Genomic DNA, 20564 nt, shown 5'->3' with positions numbered 1-20564 from the left:
GGTATCGGGGCTGCAACTAAGGACAGCTAATCATGTATCGCTACTCCGAGTTCGACACAGCATTTTTGGCAGAACGTAACAAGCAGTTCCGCGCCCAGGTTGAGCGTCGCATCGACGGCTCGCTGACCGAGGATGAGTTCAAACCCTTCCGTCTGATGAACGGCCTGTATCTGCAACTGCACGCGTACATGCTGCGCGTCGCCATTCCCTATGGCACGCTGTCCAGTGCACAGATGCGCCAACTGGCCCTGCTGGCCGAGAAGTGGGACAAGGGCTATGGCCATTTCACCACCCGCCAGAACATCCAGTATAACTGGCCCAAGCTGAACGACGTTCCCGATATGCTGGACGCGCTGGCCGAGGTCGGCATGCACGCCATCCAGACCTCGGGCAACACGATCCGCAACGTGACCGCCGACCATTTCGCCGGTGCCGCCGCGGACGAGATCGCCGATCCTCGCCCCTATGCCGAACTGCTGCGCCAGTGGTCCACCGATCACCCGGAATTCCAGTTCATGCCGCGTAAGTTCAAGATCGCCATCACCGGTTCGGAAAACGACCGTGCTGTAATCAAAGCGCACGACATCGGCCTACAACTGGTTGAACGCGACGGCGTTCTGGGCGCCCGCGTGATCGTGGGCGGTGGTCTGGGCCGTACGCCGATGATCGGCAAGGAACTGTCGGATTTCGTCGCCTTTGACGACCTGCTGGCCTATCTTGAAGCGACTGTGTCTGTCTGGAACCAGATCGGCCGCCGTGACAACAAATACAAAGCACGCATCAAGATCACCGTTCATGAAAACGGCATCGACACCATCCGCGCCAAGGTAAACGAGCGCTTCCTTCAGGTCCGCCCCCAATTCAAAGGCGCCGATATGGCGTTGTTGGAAGAGATCAAGGGCCACTTTGCAGCGCCTGATTTCCGTCAGGGCTCGGTCGCGTCCTTTGAGAGCGCCTATACCAACGATCCAGTCTTCCGCTCGTGGGTCGATACCAATATCGCGCCGCATAAGAACGCGGACCACGCGATTGTCACGATCTCGATCAAAAAGCACGGCGCGACACCGGGTGATGCGACCGCAGAACAGATGCGCGTGATGGCCGATTTGGCTGAAGAGTTCGCTTATGATGAGCTGCGCATCAGCCACGAGCAGAACGTGATCCTGCCGCATGTCCACAAATCGGACCTGCCCGCGATCCACGCCAAGCTGAAGGAATACGATCTGGCCACCGCAAATATCGGCCTGATCAGCGACATCATCGCCTGCCCCGGCATGGATTACTGCGCGCTGGCCACGGCACGTTCGATCCCGGTTGCACAGGAAATCGCAACCCGCTTTGACGATCTTAAGCTGGAGCATGATATCGGCCACCTGAAGATCAAGATCTCGGGCTGCATCAACGCTTGTGGTCACCACCATGTGGGTCACATCGGCATTCTGGGTCTGGATCGTGCAGGCGTCGAGAACTACCAGATCACTCTGGGCGGCGACGGCACTGAAACGGCAGCCATCGGCGACCGTACCGGTCCAGGCTTTGCTTATGATGAGATCGTCCCGGCGGTCGAGCGGATCGTGAACACCTATTTGGAACAGCGCGACAGCCCCGAAGAAGAGTTCCTGCAGACCTATCGCCGTGTCGGCATGGCTCCGTTCAAGGCAGCTCTGTACCCCGAGGCTCAGGCGAATGCCGCTTGATCTGATCCAGACGGAACTGGGCAAAGCCCGCAGCGAACTGACCGAAAAAGTCGAGGCGCTGAACGCCCGGTTCCGGCACCACAGCGCGCATGACGTGATGCACGGTGCCATTGACCAGATTGAAGATCTTGCCCTGGTGTCCAGCTTTGGGGCCGAGTCGGTGGTGTTGCTGCACATGGCGGCGGTGGTCGACAAGATGACCCCGGTGCTGTTTGTGGACACTCAGATGTTGTTTACCGAAACGCTGGAATACCAGCAGGAGGTCAGCGAACGTCTGGGGCTTAAAAACGTTCAGATCATCCGCGCCGAGGACGAGGATGTGAAGCGCGACGACCCCTATGGTGCCCTGCGTCTGCGGGATACGGATGCGTGCTGTAACCTGCGCAAGACCTTCCCGCTGCAACGGGCCCTGGCGGGCTACTGCGGCTGGATCACCGGGCGCAAACGGTTTCAGTCCGGCACCCGCGCCGCGCTGGAGTTCTTCGAGGTCGAAGACGGCACTGGCCGGATCAAGGTCAACCCGTTGGCCCATTGGGCGCCCGAGGATGTGCGCGCCTATATGGAAGAAAACAACCTGCCCCGGCATCCACTGGTGGCCAAAGGATACCCCTCGATCGGTTGTGCGCCCTGCACCTCGCCGGTCAAAGAAGGCGAAGACCCTCGCGCCGGACGTTGGCGCGATCAGAACAAGGAAGAATGCGGCATCCATTTTGTCGATGGCAAGATGGTGCGCGCCGGAGAGACAACATGAACGTAATCGTAAATGATGAGGGCTTCGCCCCCGATGACTGGACCGATGGGTTTGTTACGCTGGAAGACGCCGCCAATGACGTGGTTGCGTTGGATGTGGCCTCGGACACCGATCCGGATGAGCTGTTTGAACGTCTGGGCAGCGCCAAAATGGTGCGCGTGGACTTTCCGTCGTCGGCTGATGGGCGCGGCTTTACCATTGCCCGCATTTTGCGCCTGAAAGGCTATACCGGCCGTCTGCGCGCCCGCGGCCATGTACTGGCGGATCAATTCGCCATGGCTCGCCGTAGCGGCTTTGACGAGGTCGAGATCGACCTGGCACTGGCCCAGCGTCAGCCCGAGGATCAGTGGCTGGCCCGGTCGAACTGGGAAGACAACAACTATCAGGCCCGCCTGCGCGGTTAAGACCGCCATCGGTCAGCTTGAGGACAGGACGTGGGGGCAACTGCCCCCTTTTCCTGACGTGGATCAAAGATTAAACGGAGATGCCGGTTTACCCAACTGGCGGATATAACGATGACAGAGATGAAACCAGTGAGTGAAGCAACCGCCGTGAAGGCCCCCGTTCTGCCCGACGCCCAGACCGTCACCGACGTCAAGCATTGGACCGACAGCCTGTTTTCCTTCAAAGTGTCGCGCCCGGCCTCGCTGCGGTTCCGCTCGGGCGAGTTTGTGATGATCGGTTTGATGGGCGATCCCGACCCCAAGACCGGCCGCCAAAAACCGCTTCTGCGCGCTTATTCGATCGCGTCGCCCTCCTGGGACGAAGAGCTGGAGTTCTACTCGATCAAGGTGCAGGATGGTCCGCTGACGTCAAAGTTGCAACATATCAAATCCGGCGATCAGATTATCCTGCGGCCCAAGCCCGTTGGCACGCTGGTACATGACGCCCTGCTGCCCGGCAAACGCCTGTGGTTCTTCGCCACCGGCACCGGCTTTGCGCCCTTCGCCTCGCTGCTGCGCGAACCGCAGACCTATGAAGATTATGATGAGGTCATCATCACGCATACCTGCCGCGAAGTGGCCGAACTGGAATACGGTCGTCAGTTGATCGAAGACATCCGTAAGGACGAGATGCTGGCCGAGCTGATGGGCGAAGGTTTCGCCGACAAGATCCGATACTACCCGACCACCACACGGGAAGAGAGCCCCAAGATGGGCCGCATCACCAACCTGCTGCAAGACGGCACTGTCTTTGCCGATCTGGGTATCGAAGGTGGCATCAAGCCGGAAACCGACCGTGCTATGGTCTGTGGCTCACTGGCCTTTAACCTCGATATCAAAGCCATTCTGGAAGAGTTCGGCTTGCGTGAAGGCGCGAATTCCGAACCCAAGGAATTCGTCATCGAAAAGGCCTTTGTAGGCTAGTCAGGCCGCGCCGGTCACCGGGTTACCCCTGACCGGCGCATAAACCTGCTGTGAAACCACCGAAATTCCATCGTTTTGGCGTGGATCACGCTTGAATCAGGCACCGGAGCGGTCTAAATTTCGGGCTCGAATTTCTGCAATCATCAAAGGAATGAACCCATAGCCCGCAGACCTCACAACGCGCCGCCTCAGAGAGATACCGGCCCGCGCGTCAATGAAAGAATCCGTGCCCCCGAAATCCGCCTGATCGGCGCTGATGGAGATAACGTCGGGGTGGTTCATCCCGCCAAAGCCATGCAACTTGCCGCAGATGCGGGCCTAGACCTGGTCGAGATTTCGCCAAACGCGAACCCGCCGGTCTGCAAGATCATGGACTTTGGCAAGTTCAAATACGAACAGCAGAAACGCGAAAGCGAAGCGCGTAAGAAGCAAAAAGTCATCGAGGTGAAAGAGGTCAAGTTCCGACCCAACACCGACACGCATGACTATGACGTCAAGATGAAGAACGTTTTCAAGTTCCTGGAAAAGGGCGACAAGGTCAAAGTCACTCTGCGCTTCCGAGGCCGTGAGATGGCACACCAGAATCTTGGGCGTGAACTGCTGGAGCGCGTGGCAGAGGACATCAAGGATCTGGGCAAGGTCGAAAACATGCCCAAAATGGAAGGCCGTCAGATGATCATGATGATCGGGCCGCTTCCTCAGAAGTAATCAGAATTACCGGATGTTATTCAAAGCCCCCCGCCGTGGGGGCTTTTTTCTGTTCATCCTGCCGTTCACGCAGCCACACGATTGAGTCGTTCAAGTCAAATCCCAATGAGATCAGATCGACGATCAAAAGCAGAACCAGAAACCGAACAAATCCGGTGGTCAGCGGAGTTCCATCCGTTAGCAGGATTATGATGATCGCCACCATCGGCACCCAGCAGATCAGATGAGGCAGAGCCATGGCCTTGGACATGCCGCGTGCGGCCCTCATGATAGGAATATTCAACGCCATTCCTGTCACGGCCAAGGCCGCAATCAGTGCACCCTGCGGTTGATCAACAAAAGCCAGAGTGCCGAGATTCACAGGCACAAGGATGAACGTCATCCATAACTGTACCCATAGTGGCAGTGCCCGAAAACTTGACCAAATGTCTGCGATCATTACTCACACTCATTCACAATAAAATAATGAATAAGTGTATTAATTACACAGGAGCTGTCAGTACACAAACACGTTATACGACTGCGGCCAAAGAATTACTCAACTTTGTGACCATTTCGCCAACCTGAGTCTCCTTTAGAATGAAAGGAGGAGCCAAAAGAACGTGGTCTCCGAATCGCCCATCGCGTGTGCCTGACATCGGGTAGCAGATCAAACCTTCCGCTAAAGCGGCCTTTTTGATCTTGGTAGCCACACCCTGTGACGGATCAAAGGGGGCTTTGGTTACACGGTCCGCGACCAACTCGATTCCACGAAAAAGCCCCCGCCCCCGAATATCTCCGACATTGGGGTGCTGACCGAACTCGGCAAGCAAAGCGTCCTGAACCATCGAACCCATCTGCATCACGCGATGCGGCAGATCCCGCTCGATCATCTGTGTCACAACGGCAAGTGCCGCTGCTGTTGCAACGGGGTGGCCAATATAGGTGTGACCGTGCTGAAAAAAGCCGGAGCCGTCTCGGACTGCGTCATAAATCTTCCCGGTGCACATCATGGCCCCGATCGGCTGATATCCCGCCCCCAGACCTTTGGCAATGCACAGGATATCGGGGGCGACACCCTCATGATCGCAAGCGAACAGATGCCCTGTGCGCCCCATACCGCACATTACTTCGTCCAGGATCAGTAACACACCGTACTGGTCACAAATCTCGCGGATTCGTCTGAAATACCCCTCGACCGCCGGTACCGCACCCAATGTTGCCCCAACTACGGGTTCGGCCATGAACGCCATCACGCTGTCCGGTCCCAACCGCAGGATTTCTGCCTCAAGCGCGTTTGCGACCCTCTGGCCATAATCAAAGCTACTCTCATCCTCGGGTTTCTCGCCGTATTCGTAGCAGGCCGGGATATGAGACATCTCGATAAGCATCGGCGCAAACTGCGCACGCCGCCATGCGTTCCCGCCGGCCGATAAGGCCCCTAAGGTGTTCCCGTGATAGCTTTGACGACGTGCAATCACATGACGCCGGTCTGGTTGCCCGATCTCAAGAAAATATTGCCGCGCCAGTTTTATCGCGGCCTCGGTCGCCTCGGATCCGCCCGATACAAAATAAACGCGGTCCAGATCACCCGGTGCGTGTTTGATCAGCAGATCCGCCAACGCCTCGGCCGGTTCCGAGGTCATGAACCCGGAATGGGCAAACGCGATCTTTCCAACCTGCTCTTGAACAGCGGCAATCACCGCATGATCCGAGTGGCCAAGGCAAGACACAGCCGCATCGCCACAATCCAAATACCGACGCCCCTGAGAGTCGATCAGATAGCATCCGTCGCCTCCAACAGCAGTTGGCAGATCAGCCTTGGTATGGCGTGGAAAAACGTGGCTCATGATCTGATACCTTTCAAAGTTTCTACCAAAGCGGCAACAGATGCCGCGTTGTCGGCCCAAGGGGTTCCGGCGTGGTCCGTCAGACTGTTTTCAAACCCGACACGCACGTCTCCACCCTTTTTCGCAGCCATCGCAAGGCACGCATGTTCCCGCGGCCCAAAAGCACAGACCATCCAGGGCGCATCGAACGGCGGCAACCTGTCCAAATCCTCGGGTGTTGAATTCAACCCTGCCGAATACCGCCCCAGAACCAACAGATGCTCCGACTGTTCCATTCGTACTATGCCCGACGCGCGCCATTGCGCCAACAAAGCAACGTCTGCTGCATCATAAAGGATATGCTGAACCCGCGTCCCCTGTTCGGCACATAGCCCATAAACCCGATCTGCGAGGTCCGGCGCGCGCGCAATCTCGCGCACAGAGACCGAGGCCCAACCCGGCCTCACCCCGGCCAGACAGTCATACTGCGTCTGCACGTCATACAGACCGGCCGCTTCGGTTGTGATCTGGATGTCCAGCGTCGGGACCTGTCTGCGTAGTTCGGCAATCGTTTCCAGATATTGCCCCGCGTCCAAACTATGCCGTCCCTGCGCATCACGGATATGCAAGTGAAGACCCTGCGCCCCGGCCCCATGGCATGCCTGCGCCGTCACCGTGATCTGATCCAGCGTCACTGGTAGATGGGCATGATCCTTAACCCCGCGCCGCGCCCCGTTTGGCGCAACCAGAACATAGGGTTTGTTGGGCGTCTTCTGGGCAGACATTGGCACATCCTTTTGAACACCTCGGACATGACGGTTCGCTTCAATGTTTTCAATTTGCCTTTTTCAAAACATTTGTTTTTATGCGGAACATGACACTCAATTCCCTGACCCGACGCTTGCGCGGTACAATCGATCAGTTGCCCCCGGCCCTGCAAGCGGCAGCAAAATACGTACTCGACCATCCCGGCAATATCGCGCTGGACCCAATCCGAGTGTCTGCCGACAAGATCGGCGTCAGCACCAATGTGTTGGTCCGGCTGTCCGAAAGACTTGGGTACGACAGCTACGAGGCCTTCCGCGCACCCTTTCGCCATGCTCTGCTAACTGATCGGGAGCGACACCTGAACCAAAGCTGGTTGGCGGAATTGCACGAAGGCACGCCCGCCGATCAGGCACAGGCCAAATTCGCCGAAACCACACTGAATGTAACAACCCGATCCCTTCGGTTGATGACGCCCGAAAAAACGGCGCAGGCGCTGGATGTCATCACGTCCTCTCGGCGGTGCTTTGTCACCGCCACCCGCGCCAGTTATGCGCTATCCTACTATTTCTCGTATGTGGGCCGAATGGCACATCCCGGAATACAGTTGATCCCACGACATATTGGCGCAGCCAGCGATGACCTCGTGGACGCGACCCAGCAAGACTGCCTGCTGGCCATCACCGTTCACCCCTATTCCGCAGATACAATCCAATCGATGCGCTCTGCGCTAGCCCGCCGGATGCGCCTCATCCTGATCACCGACAGCGAGGTGGTCGCACCAGGCATTCAACCCGACGTCCTGTTCCCGGTCAGCACAAGATCCCTGCATCACTTTTCTGCATATTCCGGCGCAATGGCTGTCCTTGAATGCCTTCTTGGGCAGTTGTTCGACGCAGGCGGTGCAGAGGCACTGAACCAAGTTCAGGCCTACGAAAAAGCCAGGGAACAAAACGGCGCGTATTGGGCTCCCTCCAAAACGCCACGTATCCGGCGATAAAAAAGCCCCGCTTTTGTTGCGGGGCTTTTGGGTTCGTTTGTCTAGGCGGTTACGCGCAGGCTTGTACGGCGCGTTTGGTCATGACGCTGACCAGATGCGCGCGGTAGTCTTTGCTGCCATGCAGATCGCCGATCATGTTCATCGGGTTCACCTTGAGACCCATCAGCGCGTCGGCGCGGAACTCTTTTGTCAGGGCTTCCTCGGCCTCAGACCAGCGGAACACGCCGTCCTCGCTGGCACCGGTCACGGCCACGCGGACACTATCCGCAAACCGCGCCAGATAGACACCCACCAACGCAAAGCGCGAGGCCGGCTGCAGGAACTTCTGATAGCTCGCCGCCTGCGGCACCGGGAAGCGGATGGATGTGATGATCTCACCCTCGTCCAGCGCCGTGGTGAACATGCCCTGAAAGAAATCATCCGCCGCGATCTGCCGCGCATTGGTCACAATAGTTGCGCCCGAGCCCAACACACCCGCCGGATAACAGGCCGCCGGATCGTTATTGGCCACCGAGCCACCAATGGTGCCGCGATTGCGCACTGCCGGATCCCCGATTTGCCCCGCCAATGCTGCCAGCGCCGGATAGCTTGCCGCCGCCTCGCGCGCCACCGTGGCGTGGGTCGTCGCCCCACCGATAGCGACCGAGCCATCATCCTCGATGCAAACCCCTTGCATCTCGGCAATCCCGCTCAGCGACACCAGCGCCGAGGGCGCCGCCAACCGCTGCTTCAACGTCGGGATCAGCGTCTGACCACCCCCAACGCCTGCGCATCCTCAGCCCCCAACGCAGCCACCGCATCGGCGATGCTCGAGGGCTTCTCAAACTCGAAATTATACATTCCGCTTTTCCTTTCCAAAATCAGGACACGGCACGCCCCGCCCTTCTTCTGTTCAAAAATACCTCGGGGGTCCGGGGGCTGGCCCCCGGTCCACCCTCTCAACTCAGCTGTTCATCGCCGCCCAGACGCGCGACGGGCTGACCGGCATGTCGATGTGATCCACCGCTTTGCCGCCCGAGTTCATCGCATCCAGAACCGCATTGACCACAGCCGGCGGCGAGCCAATGGCCCCAGCCTCACCACAGCCCTTCACACCCAGCGGGTTATGCGTGCATGGCGTCTGGCTGGAATGATCCACGCCGTAGAAGGGCACATCATCGGCGCGCGGCATGGCGTAATCCATGAAGGACGCGCTCAGCAGCTGGCCATTCTCGTCATAGGCGCAGTTCTCCAGCAGAGCCTGACCGATACCCTGACCGATACCGCCATGCACCTGACCATCCACGATCATCGGGTTGACGATATTGCCAAAGTCATCGGCGGCGGTGAAGGCCTCGATGCTGACCTTGCCGGTCTCGGGGTCCAGTTCGACCTCGCAGGCATAGGCGCCCGAGGGGAAGGTAAAGTTGGCCGGGTCGTAAAACGCGGTCTCCTCCAGCCCCGGCTCGACCTCCAGCGGGTAGTTATGCGGCACATAGGCCGTCAGGGTCACATCGCCCCAGGCCACCGATTTATCGGTGCCCGCCACGCTGAACTGACCATCCTTCAGCTCAATATCAGCCTCCGACGCCTCCAGCAGGTGAGCGGCGATCTTCTTGGCCTTGTCGATCACCTTCTCGGTGGCCTTGACCATGGCCGAGCCACAGACCGCCAGCGAACGCGAGCCATAGGTGCCCATCCCAAACGGGATCTTCGAGGTGTCGCCATGCACGATCTCGACCATCGACTCGTCGATGCCGATCATGTCGGCCACAACCTGCGGGAAGGCGGTCTCATGCCCTTGTCCATGGCTGTGTGCACCGACCATGACACTGATCGAGCCGGTGGCGTTCACCCGCACGGTCGCCGCGTCATAGAGACCCGCGCGCGCGCCCAGCATGCCCACGATGTTCGACGGCGCTATGCCGCAGGCCTCGATATAGCAGTTGATCCCAAGGCCCCGCAGCTTGCCCTTGGCCTCGCTTTCCGCGCGCCGCGCGGCAAAGCCGGCCAGATCGGCGGCGGCCTCCAGCTTGTCCATGGTCCCGTTGTAATCGCCAGTGTCATAGGTCAGCGCCACCGGCGTGTCATAGGGGAACTGGGTGATGAAGTTCTGCCGGCGCAGCGCAATGGGATCGACCCCCAACTCGCGCGCGGCTTTGTCGACGACGCGCTCCAGCTGATAGGTCGCCTCGGGCCGGCCCGCGCCGCGATACGCATCCACCGGCACCGTGTTGGTGAACATCGCCTTCACGTTCACCTGAATGACCGGCGTCTTGTAATTGCCTGCCATCAGCGTGCCGTGCAGCCATGTGGGCACGGAACTTGAGAAGGTCGACAGATAGGCGCCAAGGTTCGCAAAGGTGTTGGTGCGCAGACCGACAAAGTTATTGTCCGCATCCAGCGCCAGTTCGATCGTGCTGACATGGTCGCGGCCATGAGCATCGGACATGAACGCCTCGGACCGGCTGGCCGACCACTTCACAGGCCGGTTGCAGGCCTTGGCCGCAAAGGTCACAAATGCCTCTTCCGCATAATGGAAGATCTTGGTGCCAAAACCACCGCCCACATCCGGGGCCACAACGCGCACCTTATGCTCCGGCAGGCCCAGCACAAAGGCGCACATCAGCAGACGGATCACATGCGGGTTCTGCGAGGTGGTATAGAGCGTATACTCCTCGGTCCCGCGGCTGTATTCCGCCACCGCCACGCGCGGCTCCATTGGGTTGGCAACCAGACGGTTGTTCACCAGATCCAGCGTGGTCACATGGGCCGCATTGGCAAAGACCTCATTGACCTTAGCGTCATCCGCCTCACCCAGCTGCCAGTCATAGCAGATGTTGTTCTTCAGATCGTCATGGACCAGCGTCGCGCCCTCCTGGGCGGCGGCTTTCATGTCGATCACGGCGGGCAGTTCTTCGATATCGAGATCGATCGCCTCGGCCGCGTCGCGCGCCTGTTCCAGGCTGTCAGCCACCACGGCCGCGATGGGATCGCCCACATGACGCACTTTACCTTGCGCCAGAATGGGGTGCGCCGGTTCCTGCATGGGCGCACCGTGCTTGTCGGTCACCTCCCAGCCGCAGGGGATGCCACCCACCCCTTCGAAATCCTTGCCGGTAAACACTTTGACCACACCAGGCATGGCCTCAGCGGCCGAGGTGTCGATGCTGGTGATCCGGCCATGCGCGATATCCGAGCGCAGGAAATACACATAGGCCTGTCCGGCCACGTTGATGTCGTCGGTATAATTGCCCGCTCCGGTCAGAAAGCGCACGTCCTCGCGCCGCTTGGAACTGGCTCCGATGCCACTGTCTTTGGGCATTGCTTGATCTCCTCCCTGGAAAAGAATTTTCGACGAAAATTCTTGCCCGCCGCCCTATTCGGCAGCGATGTTGCTCACGTCCTGACCCGATGCGGCCATGATCGCCTTGACGATGTTATGATAGCCCGTGCACCGGCACAGGTTGCCTTCCAGATAATGCCGGATCTCGGCCTCGGTCGGACGCGGATTGTCCTTCAGCAAGGCCGCCGCACTCATCACCATCCCCGGCGTGCAGAACCCGCACTGAAGACCGTGATGATCCTGAAACGCCTGCTGGATCACGTTCAAAGACCCATCCGCAGTCGCCTGACCTTCAATCGTGCCAACATCAGACCCGTCCGCCTCAAGCGCAAGCATGTTGCAAGACTTCACAGCCTGACCATCAACATGCACAACACACGCACCACATTGCGCCGTGTCACACCCAACATGCGTCCCCGTCATCCCCAAATGATCACGCAAAAAGCCAGACAATAACGTCCGTCCCTCAACTTCACCGCTCACAGCTACGCCGTTCACAGTCATCGAGACCTGTGCCATGAAATCCTCCCGTTTCGTGTTGTTCCTCGGGTGGAGTTAAACACGCGGGTTTTCATTTGAGAACAAAAATCTGAGGCGGTTCAGAGGATTGTCGGGAAAGCTCACCGCATCACGGTTTCCGAGAAGAACGGGGCTGCGGGCGCGTCGGGATCTCTTTCAGCAACCCACCAACACCCATTCCGGCGATGTCGAGCCCCGTTGTTTCGATCCCGCAGGCCACGCGGGACAAAACCCAATCGGCCCCGTTCAGTGCAGGTGAACGCGCGCAGCCCGGCAAGCCAATCACGGGCCGCTCGCTAAGCGTTCCGAGAAACAGAAGGTTGCCCGGATCGACCGGCATTCCGAACCGGTCCACCTGCCCTCCGGCGGCGCGTACCGCCTCGGGCGCCACGTCGCAAACGTCGGACGTGGCCGAGCCGGTCAGAATCATGACGATATCCCCCTCAGCGTCGGACACAGCCGAGGACAAAGGTTCTGCCTGATGCGGGACGATCCGAACGTCTGACAGTTCCATCCCCAGGGCTTCGACACGGCCGCGGATCGCTGCGATCCCCTTTTCGTTCGACGGGCCACCGGGAATATCAGTCACCACCAGACCCGCCGTTTTGTGAACCGGCGAGACCATACGGATGGATGCCTGTGCCAGACGTGCTGCGTGCATCACATCGCCTCCGGGCACGGCATAAGAGATAACCTTGATCGTAGCCACCATGCCGCCTTCGCCCATCTGCTGGTATTGCGGAACAGTCGCGACGGTGATCATCGGGTTGACGCGATTGAACGCTTCCAACGCCTCGACATCCAGCACGGCGACGCCCGGTCCATCCGCCAGCAGGTTCACGCGACCGGTGAATGGTTGGGTCACGCGTAAACCCGCCTCGGTTGGGTTCGGAGCTAGAGCGGCGGCCAGCATCCGGGCGGCCTCATCCTCGTGACAGTCACCGGGTTCCAGTTGCGCGACAGTGACGGAGCCAAGGCCAGCCTCGGTCAGGTCTTCGATGTGGTCTGCCGTCAGCGCGATGCCTTTACGCAGCTTACGGTCACCGACCTTGATCGAATGGGCAAGGATCGTGCCTACGGCCTCGGCAACGGGGACAGGACCGAACTTCACGCCTTGCCTCGTAACACGGCGGTCATCTGTGCCAATATGGCGACTGCAATTTCGGACGGATCGGCAGCCCCGATATCCAGACCAACCGGACCATGAATGCGGGCAATCTGATCTTCGGTGAACCCGGCCTCGGTCATACGAGCCACGCGTTTGGCATGGGTCCGGGTCGAGCCCAGAGCACCGATGTAAAACACCCCGGCGGCCAACGCTGATTCCAGCGCCGGGTCGTCCAGCTTGGGGTCGTGGGTCAACAACACCACAGCAGTGCGCGAATCCAGACCCAGCTTGGCAACAGCCTCATCCGGCCAATCGGTCAGTATGTTTTCACCCGGAAAACGGGCGCTGGACGCAAAAGCATCCCGTGGGTCGATAATCGCGGGGTCATACCCTGCAATCCGTGCCATCGGCACCAGCGCCTGCGCAATATGAACCGCACCCACGACAATCAGGCGCAAAGGTGGGTTGTAAACGGCCACAAAGGTCTTGCCGTCCTCTTCAAACCCCGAGCGATCCATGCGCAGCCGGTCGGTATAAGCGTTGCGACGCAGCGCGCGGTGGCCGGTCTCGACATTTACCTCATAGGCGAGTGGAACTCGCGCGGCACGCGCCTCGACCAGATCACGAAGCATGGGTTCGGGCAGAACGCTTCCGATGGGCTCGACCAACACCCGAATCGTCCCTCCACAGGCCAGACCAACAGCGAACGCATCTTCGTCGCTGACACCAAATTCCAACAGACGTGCTTCGCCTTCATCTATGGCCTCAAGCGCTTCGACGATCACAGCGCCTTCGACACAACCGCCCGAAACCGAGCCTTCGATCCGACCATCGCCGCCAATGACCAACTGCGCGCCCACACGGCGCGGGGCGCTTCCCCAAGTCTCAACCACGGTGGCGAGCGCGGCCTTTTTGCCATTGCTGAACCAGCGCAGCGCAGTTTCTGGGCTGTTGTCGAATCTGTCCATTGCGCCCTCCCATAGTGCTTTGACCCAACATAGGCAGGTTTGGCCAGATGAAAAGGAACCCCGACTTTAAGGTCAGACGCGGCAGTCAGGCTTCGGCGCGAATTAGCTGAGTTTTTACCATTTTCTGCAAAGCATTGATTGTCTGCAGAGCAGATTCTAGCCTACACATACATCTGCTGCATTCCAATATGCGCATATTTAATTTTCACAAGGGAGACAAAGAGTTGAAACGCATTTTTGCACTCGGAACAGCAATCGGACTTTTGGCATCTACGGCAGTCAGTGCAGATACATTCCTGCGCTATGGCGAGGTCGAGGGCTGGAAGGTATTCATTGATCAGGACAAGAAATCCTGCCTGATTGAGGCTATCGATGACTCCGAGAACGTGGTTCAGATGGGGCTAACCGAAGATCGCGGCGTTGGCTATGTGGGCGTCTTCACCAAAGAAAAAACCGACATCAAGCGCGGCGATACCGAGGCTGTGGCAATTCTTCTGGGCGACAATCTCTATATCGGTGAAGCCACCGGCATGAAGGGTAACATCACCAAGGGGTATTCGGGCGGCTACGTTCTGTCCAATGATCCCCAATTCGCTGAAGACATTGCCAAGCAAAAGGTGATGCTTGTCTTCCCCGAGAAGGAATTTGCCTTCACCGTGGATCTGACTGGCACCTACAAGGCCATGGAAATGGCCCGCAAGTGCAATGAAGAACAGCTGAGTTAACCCTAACTCGAAAGCGCGGTCATCAGCCGCGCTTTCTCACCCATGTCATCGGGTTTCGAGATGACCTCGGCCAGATCTTCGAGCGAGGCAATCGAATGCCCGGCCCGAAAGCTGTCTACATGCGGCAACATCGCGGCCACGCCCTGCGCCTTAGGTGCAAACCCGTCCCAGCGCAGCAGTGGGTTCAGCCAGATCAGACGGCGGGCGGAAAGGTGCAGACGCTCCATCTCTTTTCCCAACGCTTGCGGTTCGCCCCGGTCCAATCCGTCCGAGATCAGCAGAACCACCGCTCCCTGCCCCATGACGCGCCGCGACCAGTCGCGGTTGAACGCGTGCAGGCATTCGCCGATGCGGGTGCCGCCCTCCCAGTCCTGCGCTTCCGCCCCAGCGGCGGCCAAAGCGGCGTCCACATCGCGCTGATGCAGGTGGCGGGTGATATTGGTCAGCCGCGTCCCGAAAGTGAACGCGTGAACCTTGGCCCATCCCGCGCCTTTCGCGTTCGAGACCGAGTGCAGAAAATGCAGGATAATGCGGCTGTATTGGCTCATCGACCCCGAGATATCACACAGCACCACCAGATTGGGCCAGCGGGTTCGGGGTTTCTGACGGGCGATTTCGTGCAACTCTCCGCCCTGGCGCATGGCGGCGCGCAAGGTGCGGGCGCGGTCGATCCTTTGCCCTACATGGCTGGCTTGACCGCGCCGGGATTCGATTGGTTTTACGGGTAGCGTCATACGGGCCAATATGCGCTTGGCCTGAGCGATCTCTGCGGTGCTCATCTGTTCAAAGTCCAGACTGCGCAAGCGTTCCTCGGTCGAGGCGGTTTGTGAGGCGTCGATCTCAAGCTCAGTTTCTTCGCCCGTGTCTTGCGTCTCTGGCTGATCGCGTTCGACACCGTCTAACAGCGCCTCGGCCGCGCGCTTTTCGCCCGCGTCGGCCTTGCGGTCTTCCTGAACACCACGGATCGCAGGCAGCATCATGGCCATCATATGCTCCATATACCGCGGGTCGCGCCAATACATTCGAAAGACCTGCGCGAACACTGTGCGATGTTCGGGGCGGTTCACGAAACAGGCGTGCAGGGTCCAGTAGAAATCCTGCTTTTCCGAGAACCCGGCAGCCTGCACCGCGCGGATGGCATCGACAACACGGCCCGTACCTACGGGCAATCCCGCCTTGCGCAGGGCCCGCGCGAAATGGGTGATGTTCTGCGCCAGTTTGGGGTCATCTGGGATATCTAGGGGAAGCTGCTCAGCCATCACACCGGTTCAAGCGTGGCTTTGGCTTCGTCCAGAATACGTTTTGCCTCAGAACCCTGCAGTTTCTGGATGTCGTCCTGGTATTTCAGGATCGCGCCCAGCGTGTCGCCGATCACTTCGGGGCTGAGGTTGATCACATCAAGTGCCAGCAGGCATTTGGCCCAATCGATCGTCTCGGCCACGCCAGGTTTCTTGAACAGGTCTTCGGTGCGCAGGTGCTGGACGAAGGCCACCACCTCACGACTGAGCTCCTGTGCCGCTTCGGGTGCGCGGGCGTGAAGGATTTCGATCTCGCGCTCGAAATCGGGGTAGTCGACCCAATGATAGAGGCAGCGGCGCTTCAGGGCGTCATGCACCTCGCGCGTCCGGTTCGAGGTAACGATGACGATGGGCGGTTCCGGCGCTTTGACGGTGCCCAGTTCGGGGATTGTAACCTGAAAGTCGCTGAGCGCTTCGAGCAGGAACGCCTCGAAAGGCTCGTCCGTACGGTCCAATTCATCAATCAGCAGGACCGGCGCGCCGTGTTCGTCCGGGCGCATAGCTTGCAGCAGCGGGCGCTCGATCAGGTAGTCGTCCGAGAACAACTCGGATTGCAAGGCACCCCGGTCGGCGCCGCCTGAGGCTTCGGCTGTGCGGATTGCTACCATTTGCGCTGGGAAGTTCCATTCGTAAACGGCGGAGGACGCATCTAGCCCCTCATAACATTGTAGTCGGATCAGTCGGCGGTTCAGCCCGGCGGCCAGCGCCTTGGCGATCTCTGTCTTGCCGACACCGGCCTCTCCCTCCAAAAATAGCGGGCGGCCCAGTTTCAGCGACAGGAAGACAACCGTGGCCAAGGCCCGTCCGCAGACATAGCCCTGATCGCCCAGCATGGTCTGAACGGCGTCGATGGAATTTGGCTGTGTCATGGCGATCTCCCTCGGGGCACAAGAGGTCACGACGGCGCGCGCGCGTCAAGACCGGGGCTTTGCAAGGAGTTACGACGTTCGGGCATGTTGACAAGGGGCAGCCGTGCATTCGGGGCCTTTCACGGCTGCGCGCACTGTGCTAGCCGGGGGCCATGACCGATACCCTGACGATCCGCCGCCCCGACGACTGGCACCTGCATTTGCGCGATGGCGCGATGCTGGAAGCTGTCCTGCCCGAAACTGCGCGCCATTTCGCCCGCGCGATTATCATGCCAAACCTTGTACCGCCCGTGGTGCGCGGCGATCAGGCCGCCGCCTATCGTGACCGCATTCTGGCCGCCCTGCCCGATGGGATGGCGTTCGAGCCGCTGATGACTCTCTATCTGACCGAGGACACGGATGCCGAGGATGTCGCCGCCGCCCATGCCAGCGGGCTGATCAAGGCGTGCAAGCTGTATCCGGCAGGGGCCACGACCAATTCGGCCTCGGGCGTGCGGGATTTCGACAATGTGCGCCCGGTACTGGAAAAGATGGCCGAGATCGGCCTGCCCATGTGTGTGCATGGCGAGGTTACGGATGCGGAGATCGACATTTTCGACCGTGAGGCCGTGTTTATCGAGCGCGTTCTAGATCCGATCCGCAAATCGACCCCCAGCCTGCGCGTGGTGATGGAGCATATCACGACCGCGAACGGCGTGGACTATGTCAAAGCCAATGGTACTGATCTGGGCGCGACGATCACGGCGCATCACCTGATCATCAACCGCAACCATATTCTGGTTGGCGGGATCAAGCCACATTACTACTGCCTGCCCGTCGCCAAGCGCGAGGAACACCGGCTGGCGCTGTTGGCTGCTGCGACCTCGGGCGATGCGCGGTTCTTCCTTGGTACTGACAGTGCACCGCATACGGATGCGAACAAGGAAATGGCCTGCGGCTGTGCCGGGTGCTTCACCGCGACGAACACGATGTCACTAGTGGCCGAGATGTTCGACCGTGAAGTGGCGTTGGACAAGCTGGAAGGGTTTACCTCGCTCAATGGCCCCGGTTTCTATGGCCTGCCGGTGAATGAGGACACGATCACACTGACCAAGGGCGAACCGGTCGTGTATCCCGAAAAAATCGACTCTGGTGACGGGCCTGTCACGGTGTTCGACCCAGGATTCCCGCTGCATTGGCGCGTGGTCTAATCCGCAAGCAATGCCGCCAGATCGCGGGCGCGGCCTCCTGTGCGCAGCATCGACCAGATCGAGTCCGCCTCGTCACCTCCGATCAGTTTGGCGGCCTTGCCGCGCACCCGATCTTCTCGCTCAGATAAGGGCATCGGGGTCAGAAGATCATGGCTGGCCTCTTTGCGCGCACCATCACGGCGCAGCAGGATCAGGTGGGCTTGCGTCTCGGACAGCGTTTCATCCGCTTCGACCGTAACGCGATCGCGCAGCGAGATCAGGCGCGGATCGGCGCAGGTTTTCTCGGAATAGCTGACGGGCAAGGCGGTGTCATATCCCAGAGCCTGCATCGCAATCACCGTCCGATATGAGAACTTTGCGCCCAGCCCAGTTGTCGGAGAAATCTGGTTGCACACGCTCATCCATCGCGGATGGGTCTTGACCGTGATCTCGGCCACTTCGGGTTCGGCGATATCCAACGTGCGTGCGGCCTCCAGCGCTGCGTGCAGCCCGTGGCAGCAAGCGTGGAACTTGTGGCTGACGGATTCGAACAACCAATCCTCGCCCAACCGGTCCAGCGCGGTTTGCGTATCGTTTTGCCCCTGATGGGTTGCGCCGAACCCATAAGGGCCTTCCATAGCCTCGACATTTGGATCAAAACCTTTGGCGATCAGCAAAGCCGCCTCGACGCCAGCCGAGGCCGCAAGCCCCGCGTTATAGGGCTTACCCATAGTTCCAAACTGCGCTTTGAGCCCCGCCGCGCGGGTCGCCGACAGACCCAGAACTTTGCGCATCTGATCCACATCGAACCGCAGAATACGGCCCGCAGCCAAGGCCGCCCCAAACGCGCCGGCTGTAGCCGTCTGATGAAACCCGGCCTGATAATGGTCGCGCCCCAACCACAGCCCCACGCGGATCGAGACCTCCATCCCCACCAAAGCGGCCTCAAGAACATCCACAAGAATGCGGTCGTCCCATTCACCAAGCGCAAGCGCCACAGGTAGAATGGCCACCGACGGATGGCCGATATGGGCGAAATGCGTGTCGTCATAATCGAGCGCATGCGACACCGTCCCGTTAACCAGAGCCGCCCCGCGTAAGGGCGCGGCCCCACCGCCGAATAGATGGGCCTGCATGGTGCCGCCCTCATCAAGAACCAAGGCGCGCACGGTCTGCGAAACGGGTTCGTCTACCCCAGCCCGCCCCACCGCCAGCCAATCCAAAACGGACAAAGACGTCACGATGCGGGCTTGTCGCGACGTGGAAACGGGGCCAGCAGCAAACCTGGCCAAGGTATTGGTAAAATCACTCATGCGGCGCAGTCTAGCGTGCGCCGGGGTCGGGTAAAGCCTTAGCCGTACAAATCTGCGGCGCGGGCCTCGAAGGCTTTGACCACACGTTGCATGGCTTCGTTAAAGACGACCCCGATGATGCCCTGCAGGATGGCGTTCTTGAACTCGAAATCCACATGAAACGAGATGTTGCAGCCCCCTTCAGGCGCGTCCGCGAACTGCCAATCGGATTTCATGTATTTGAACGGCCCGTCCAGATACTCGGTGTCGATCCGGCGCTCCTCGGCGTGTAGTGTCACGCGGCTGCCGAACCGTTCGCGGAACACTTTGAAGGAAATCACCAGGTCGGCCTCTAGCACCTGTGCCTCGCCCGCCGCATAAGTGCGCCTGATCCGGGCCGCCGCGCACCACGGCAAAAACTGCGGATACTTCGCCACATCCGCGACAAGGTCATACATCTGCTGAGCGGTATACGGCAGGTGACGTGTCTCGGAATGGGTCGGCATGGCGGTCCGCTATTTGCAGGTGACAATGGCGCGTCATGTCGTATGTTGCGCGCCAAAGATCAAGGGGGCAGTGATGACAGACCGCGCATATGTGATAGATGAGATGATCTCGGCCAAGGCCATCGCCGCCCGGATCGAGGAGTTGTGCCGCGAGATCACAGCCGAGTTTGGCGCAACCGACAAGCTGGTTGTCGTTGGTCTTTTACGCGGCAGTTTTGTCTTTATCGCTGATTTGGTGCGCGAGTTGGACCTGCCTATCGAAGTGGATTTTCTCGAGGCGTCCTCTTATGGGGATTCCATGGAGAGCAGCCGTGAAGTACGTATTCTCAAGGACTTGCGCGGCGCAATTGAAGGACGCGATGTGTTGGTGGTTGAAGATATTGTCGATACCGGCCACACGCTGAACCACGTTACCAAACTGCTGCAAAGCCGCAAGCCTGCGCGGCTGAAATCCATTGCGTTGCTGGACAAACCCAGCCGCCGCGAGGTCGATTTCCGCTCGGACTGGATCGGGTTTGAAATCCCTGATGAGTTTGTCGTGGGCTACGGCATCGATTACGCGCAACGCAATCGCAACCTGCCCTTTATTGGCAAGGTGCGATTTGTCAAAGACTGAGCGGCCCTCTGACCTATCCAGTTTGTGCAAGTAGCAGTGGTTAAGCTTCCTAAAAATTCTCCTATTTGAATAT

General features: G+C 59.4%; 20 protein-coding genes and 1 pseudogene. 9 read left to right on the top strand and 12 right to left on the bottom strand.

All coding sequences use genetic code 11. The features are described from left to right. The first annotated feature begins 32 nt into the window (after positions 1-32). The 5 genes from ACR3E7_RS04395 (at position 33) to infC (ending at position 4523) form a co-directional block, all read left to right on the top strand. Positions 33-1697: a nitrite/sulfite reductase gene (locus ACR3E7_RS04395; protein WP_170769611.1), complete on the top strand. Its 1665-nt coding sequence runs from the start codon at positions 33-35 to the stop codon at positions 1695-1697. Beyond that, positions 1687-2448 carry a phosphoadenylyl-sulfate reductase gene (locus ACR3E7_RS04390; protein ID WP_480504402.1) on the top strand — a complete coding sequence of 254 codons (762 nt, stop codon included), beginning with the start codon at positions 1687-1689 and terminating at the stop codon, positions 2446-2448. The genes ACR3E7_RS04395 and ACR3E7_RS04390 overlap by 11 nt, the downstream gene beginning before the upstream one ends. Beyond that, positions 2445-2852, top strand: coding sequence for a DUF934 domain-containing protein (locus ACR3E7_RS04385; RefSeq protein ID WP_480504403.1), 408 nt, complete (start codon positions 2445-2447; stop codon positions 2850-2852). Before ACR3E7_RS04390 ends, ACR3E7_RS04385 begins: the two co-directional genes overlap by 4 nt. Before the next feature lie 111 nt (positions 2853-2963). Continuing rightward, complete coding sequence (locus ACR3E7_RS04380) at positions 2964-3815, top strand: ferredoxin--NADP reductase (RefSeq protein ID WP_480504404.1); 852 nt, start codon at positions 2964-2966, stop codon at positions 3813-3815. Positions 3816-3932: 117 nt separating this feature from the next. Then, the gene (gene infC / locus ACR3E7_RS04375) at positions 3933-4523 is read left to right on the top strand and encodes a translation initiation factor IF-3 (RefSeq protein ID WP_456239037.1); all 591 of its coding nucleotides are present in this window, start codon (positions 3933-3935) and stop codon (positions 4521-4523) included. 16 nt (positions 4524-4539) lie between these two features. Here the strand turns inward: infC and ACR3E7_RS04370 are convergent, their stop codons facing one another. From ACR3E7_RS04370 to ACR3E7_RS04360, 3 genes are all read right to left on the bottom strand, one after another. Beyond that, positions 4540-4905: a hypothetical protein gene (locus ACR3E7_RS04370; protein ID WP_237215911.1), complete on the bottom strand. Its 366-nt coding sequence runs from the start codon at positions 4903-4905 to the stop codon at positions 4540-4542. 130 nt (positions 4906-5035) lie between these two features. Next, positions 5036-6352: an aspartate aminotransferase family protein gene (locus ACR3E7_RS04365; protein WP_480504405.1), complete on the bottom strand. Its 1317-nt coding sequence runs from the start codon at positions 6350-6352 to the stop codon at positions 5036-5038. Continuing rightward, complete coding sequence (locus ACR3E7_RS04360) at positions 6349-7116, bottom strand: beta-keto acid cleavage family enzyme (protein WP_480504406.1); 768 nt, start codon at positions 7114-7116, stop codon at positions 6349-6351. Before ACR3E7_RS04360 ends, ACR3E7_RS04365 begins: the two co-directional genes overlap by 4 nt. 89 nt (positions 7117-7205) lie before the next feature. On the opposite strand from ACR3E7_RS04360, the gene ACR3E7_RS04355 reads away from it, so the two are divergent. After that, positions 7206-8096 (top strand): MurR/RpiR family transcriptional regulator, encoded by an 891-nt coding sequence (locus ACR3E7_RS04355; protein WP_480504407.1) that lies wholly within the window; start codon positions 7206-7208, stop codon positions 8094-8096. A 49-nt stretch (positions 8097-8145) separates the two neighbouring features. Here ACR3E7_RS04355 and ACR3E7_RS04350 read toward each other — a convergent pair. The 5 genes and pseudogenes from ACR3E7_RS04350 to ACR3E7_RS04330 all read right to left on the bottom strand — a co-directional run bounded on the left by ACR3E7_RS04350 (position 8146) and on the right by ACR3E7_RS04330 (position 14016). Next, a pseudogene (locus ACR3E7_RS04350) lies at positions 8146-8936 on the bottom strand (FAD binding domain-containing protein). Between the two features lie 103 nt (positions 8937-9039). Beyond that, positions 9040-11400, bottom strand: coding sequence for a xanthine dehydrogenase family protein molybdopterin-binding subunit (locus tag ACR3E7_RS04345; RefSeq protein WP_480506175.1), 2361 nt, complete (start codon positions 11398-11400; stop codon positions 9040-9042). 54 nt (positions 11401-11454) lie between these two features. After that, positions 11455-11940 carry a (2Fe-2S)-binding protein gene (locus ACR3E7_RS04340; RefSeq protein WP_480719392.1) on the bottom strand — a complete coding sequence of 162 codons (486 nt, stop codon included), beginning with the start codon at positions 11938-11940 and terminating at the stop codon, positions 11455-11457. A 109-nt stretch (positions 11941-12049) separates the two neighbouring features. Next, complete coding sequence (locus ACR3E7_RS04335) at positions 12050-13051, bottom strand: molybdopterin-binding protein (protein WP_480502904.1); 1002 nt, start codon at positions 13049-13051, stop codon at positions 12050-12052. Beyond that, entirely contained in the window at positions 13048-14016 is a 969-nt protein-coding gene (locus ACR3E7_RS04330; protein WP_480502905.1) for an XdhC family protein, read from the bottom strand. The genes ACR3E7_RS04335 and ACR3E7_RS04330 overlap by 4 nt, the downstream gene beginning before the upstream one ends. Positions 14017-14240: 224 nt before the next feature. Between ACR3E7_RS04330 and ACR3E7_RS04325 the strand changes: the two genes are divergently transcribed. Next, on the top strand, positions 14241-14741 hold the full coding sequence (locus ACR3E7_RS04325) for a hypothetical protein (RefSeq protein ID WP_170353103.1): 501 nt from the start codon (positions 14241-14243) through the stop codon (positions 14739-14741). A gap of 2 nt (positions 14742-14743) precedes the next feature. On the opposite strand, the gene ACR3E7_RS04320 is transcribed toward ACR3E7_RS04325, so the two are convergent. After that, positions 14744-16000, bottom strand: coding sequence for a vWA domain-containing protein (locus ACR3E7_RS04320; RefSeq protein ID WP_480502906.1), 1257 nt, complete (start codon positions 15998-16000; stop codon positions 14744-14746). Beyond that, positions 16000-16908 (bottom strand): AAA family ATPase, encoded by a 909-nt coding sequence (locus ACR3E7_RS04315; RefSeq protein ID WP_480502907.1) that lies wholly within the window; start codon positions 16906-16908, stop codon positions 16000-16002. Before ACR3E7_RS04315 ends, ACR3E7_RS04320 begins: the two co-directional genes overlap by 1 nt. A 152-nt stretch (positions 16909-17060) precedes the next feature. Between ACR3E7_RS04315 and pyrC the strand changes: the two genes are divergently transcribed. Then, positions 17061-18098, top strand: coding sequence for a dihydroorotase (gene pyrC, locus ACR3E7_RS04310; RefSeq protein WP_480502908.1), 1038 nt, complete (start codon positions 17061-17063; stop codon positions 18096-18098). On the opposite strand, the gene ACR3E7_RS04305 is transcribed toward pyrC, so the two are convergent. Together ACR3E7_RS04305 and ACR3E7_RS04300 are read right to left on the bottom strand one after the other, a co-directional pair. Then, positions 18095-19390 (bottom strand): MmgE/PrpD family protein, encoded by a 1296-nt coding sequence (locus ACR3E7_RS04305; RefSeq protein ID WP_480502909.1) that lies wholly within the window; start codon positions 19388-19390, stop codon positions 18095-18097. The genes pyrC and ACR3E7_RS04305 overlap by 4 nt on opposite strands. A 38-nt stretch (positions 19391-19428) precedes the next feature. Beyond that, positions 19429-19875, bottom strand: a complete 447-nt coding sequence (locus ACR3E7_RS04300; RefSeq protein ID WP_170769594.1) for a type II toxin-antitoxin system RatA family toxin — start codon at positions 19873-19875, stop codon at positions 19429-19431. A 73-nt stretch (positions 19876-19948) separates the two neighbouring features. Between ACR3E7_RS04300 and hpt the strand changes: the two genes are divergently transcribed. Beyond that, complete coding sequence (gene hpt, locus ACR3E7_RS04295) at positions 19949-20491, top strand: hypoxanthine phosphoribosyltransferase (protein WP_170784648.1); 543 nt, start codon at positions 19949-19951, stop codon at positions 20489-20491. Positions 20492-20564 lie beyond the last annotated feature (73 nt).

Source organism: Ruegeria sp. BK1 (assembly GCF_056535645.1).
The sequence above is the reverse complement of the archived record's forward strand: the minus strand, read 5'-3'. Positions and strand labels throughout refer to the sequence as shown.

Bases quoted from the DNA above. Each gene is read 5' to 3' on its own strand.
- ACR3E7_RS04395 (WP_170769611.1), top strand. From the start codon at position 33: ATGTATCGCTACTCCGAGTTCGACACAGCATTTTTGGCAGAACGTAAC.
- ACR3E7_RS04390 (WP_480504402.1), top strand. From the start codon at position 1,687: ATGCCGCTTGATCTGATCCAGACGGAACTGGGCAAAGCCCGCAGCGAA.
- ACR3E7_RS04385 (WP_480504403.1), top strand. From the start codon at position 2,445: ATGAACGTAATCGTAAATGATGAGGGCTTCGCCCCCGATGACTGGACC.
- ACR3E7_RS04380 (WP_480504404.1), top strand. From the start codon at position 2,964: ATGACAGAGATGAAACCAGTGAGTGAAGCAACCGCCGTGAAGGCCCCC.
- ACR3E7_RS04370 (WP_237215911.1), bottom strand. From the start codon at position 4,905: ATGACGTTCATCCTTGTGCCTGTGAATCTCGGCACTCTGGCTTTTGTT.
- ACR3E7_RS04365 (WP_480504405.1), bottom strand. From the start codon at position 6,352: ATGAGCCACGTTTTTCCACGCCATACCAAGGCTGATCTGCCAACTGCT.
- ACR3E7_RS04360 (WP_480504406.1), bottom strand. From the start codon at position 7,116: ATGTCTGCCCAGAAGACGCCCAACAAACCCTATGTTCTGGTTGCGCCA.
- ACR3E7_RS04355 (WP_480504407.1), top strand. From the start codon at position 7,206: ATGACACTCAATTCCCTGACCCGACGCTTGCGCGGTACAATCGATCAG.
- ACR3E7_RS04345 (WP_480506175.1), bottom strand. From the start codon at position 11,400: ATGCCCAAAGACAGTGGCATCGGAGCCAGTTCCAAGCGGCGCGAGGAC.
- ACR3E7_RS04340 (WP_480719392.1), bottom strand. From the start codon at position 11,940: ATGGCACAGGTCTCGATGACTGTGAACGGCGTAGCTGTGAGCGGTGAA.
- ACR3E7_RS04330 (WP_480502905.1), bottom strand. From the start codon at position 14,016: ATGGACAGATTCGACAACAGCCCAGAAACTGCGCTGCGCTGGTTCAGC.
- ACR3E7_RS04320 (WP_480502906.1), bottom strand. From the start codon at position 16,000: ATGGCTGAGCAGCTTCCCCTAGATATCCCAGATGACCCCAAACTGGCG.
- ACR3E7_RS04315 (WP_480502907.1), bottom strand. From the start codon at position 16,908: ATGACACAGCCAAATTCCATCGACGCCGTTCAGACCATGCTGGGCGAT.
- pyrC (WP_480502908.1), top strand. From the start codon at position 17,061: ATGACCGATACCCTGACGATCCGCCGCCCCGACGACTGGCACCTGCAT.
- ACR3E7_RS04305 (WP_480502909.1), bottom strand. From the start codon at position 19,390: ATGAGTGATTTTACCAATACCTTGGCCAGGTTTGCTGCTGGCCCCGTT.
- ACR3E7_RS04300 (WP_170769594.1), bottom strand. From the start codon at position 19,875: ATGCCGACCCATTCCGAGACACGTCACCTGCCGTATACCGCTCAGCAG.
- hpt (WP_170784648.1), top strand. From the start codon at position 19,949: ATGACAGACCGCGCATATGTGATAGATGAGATGATCTCGGCCAAGGCC.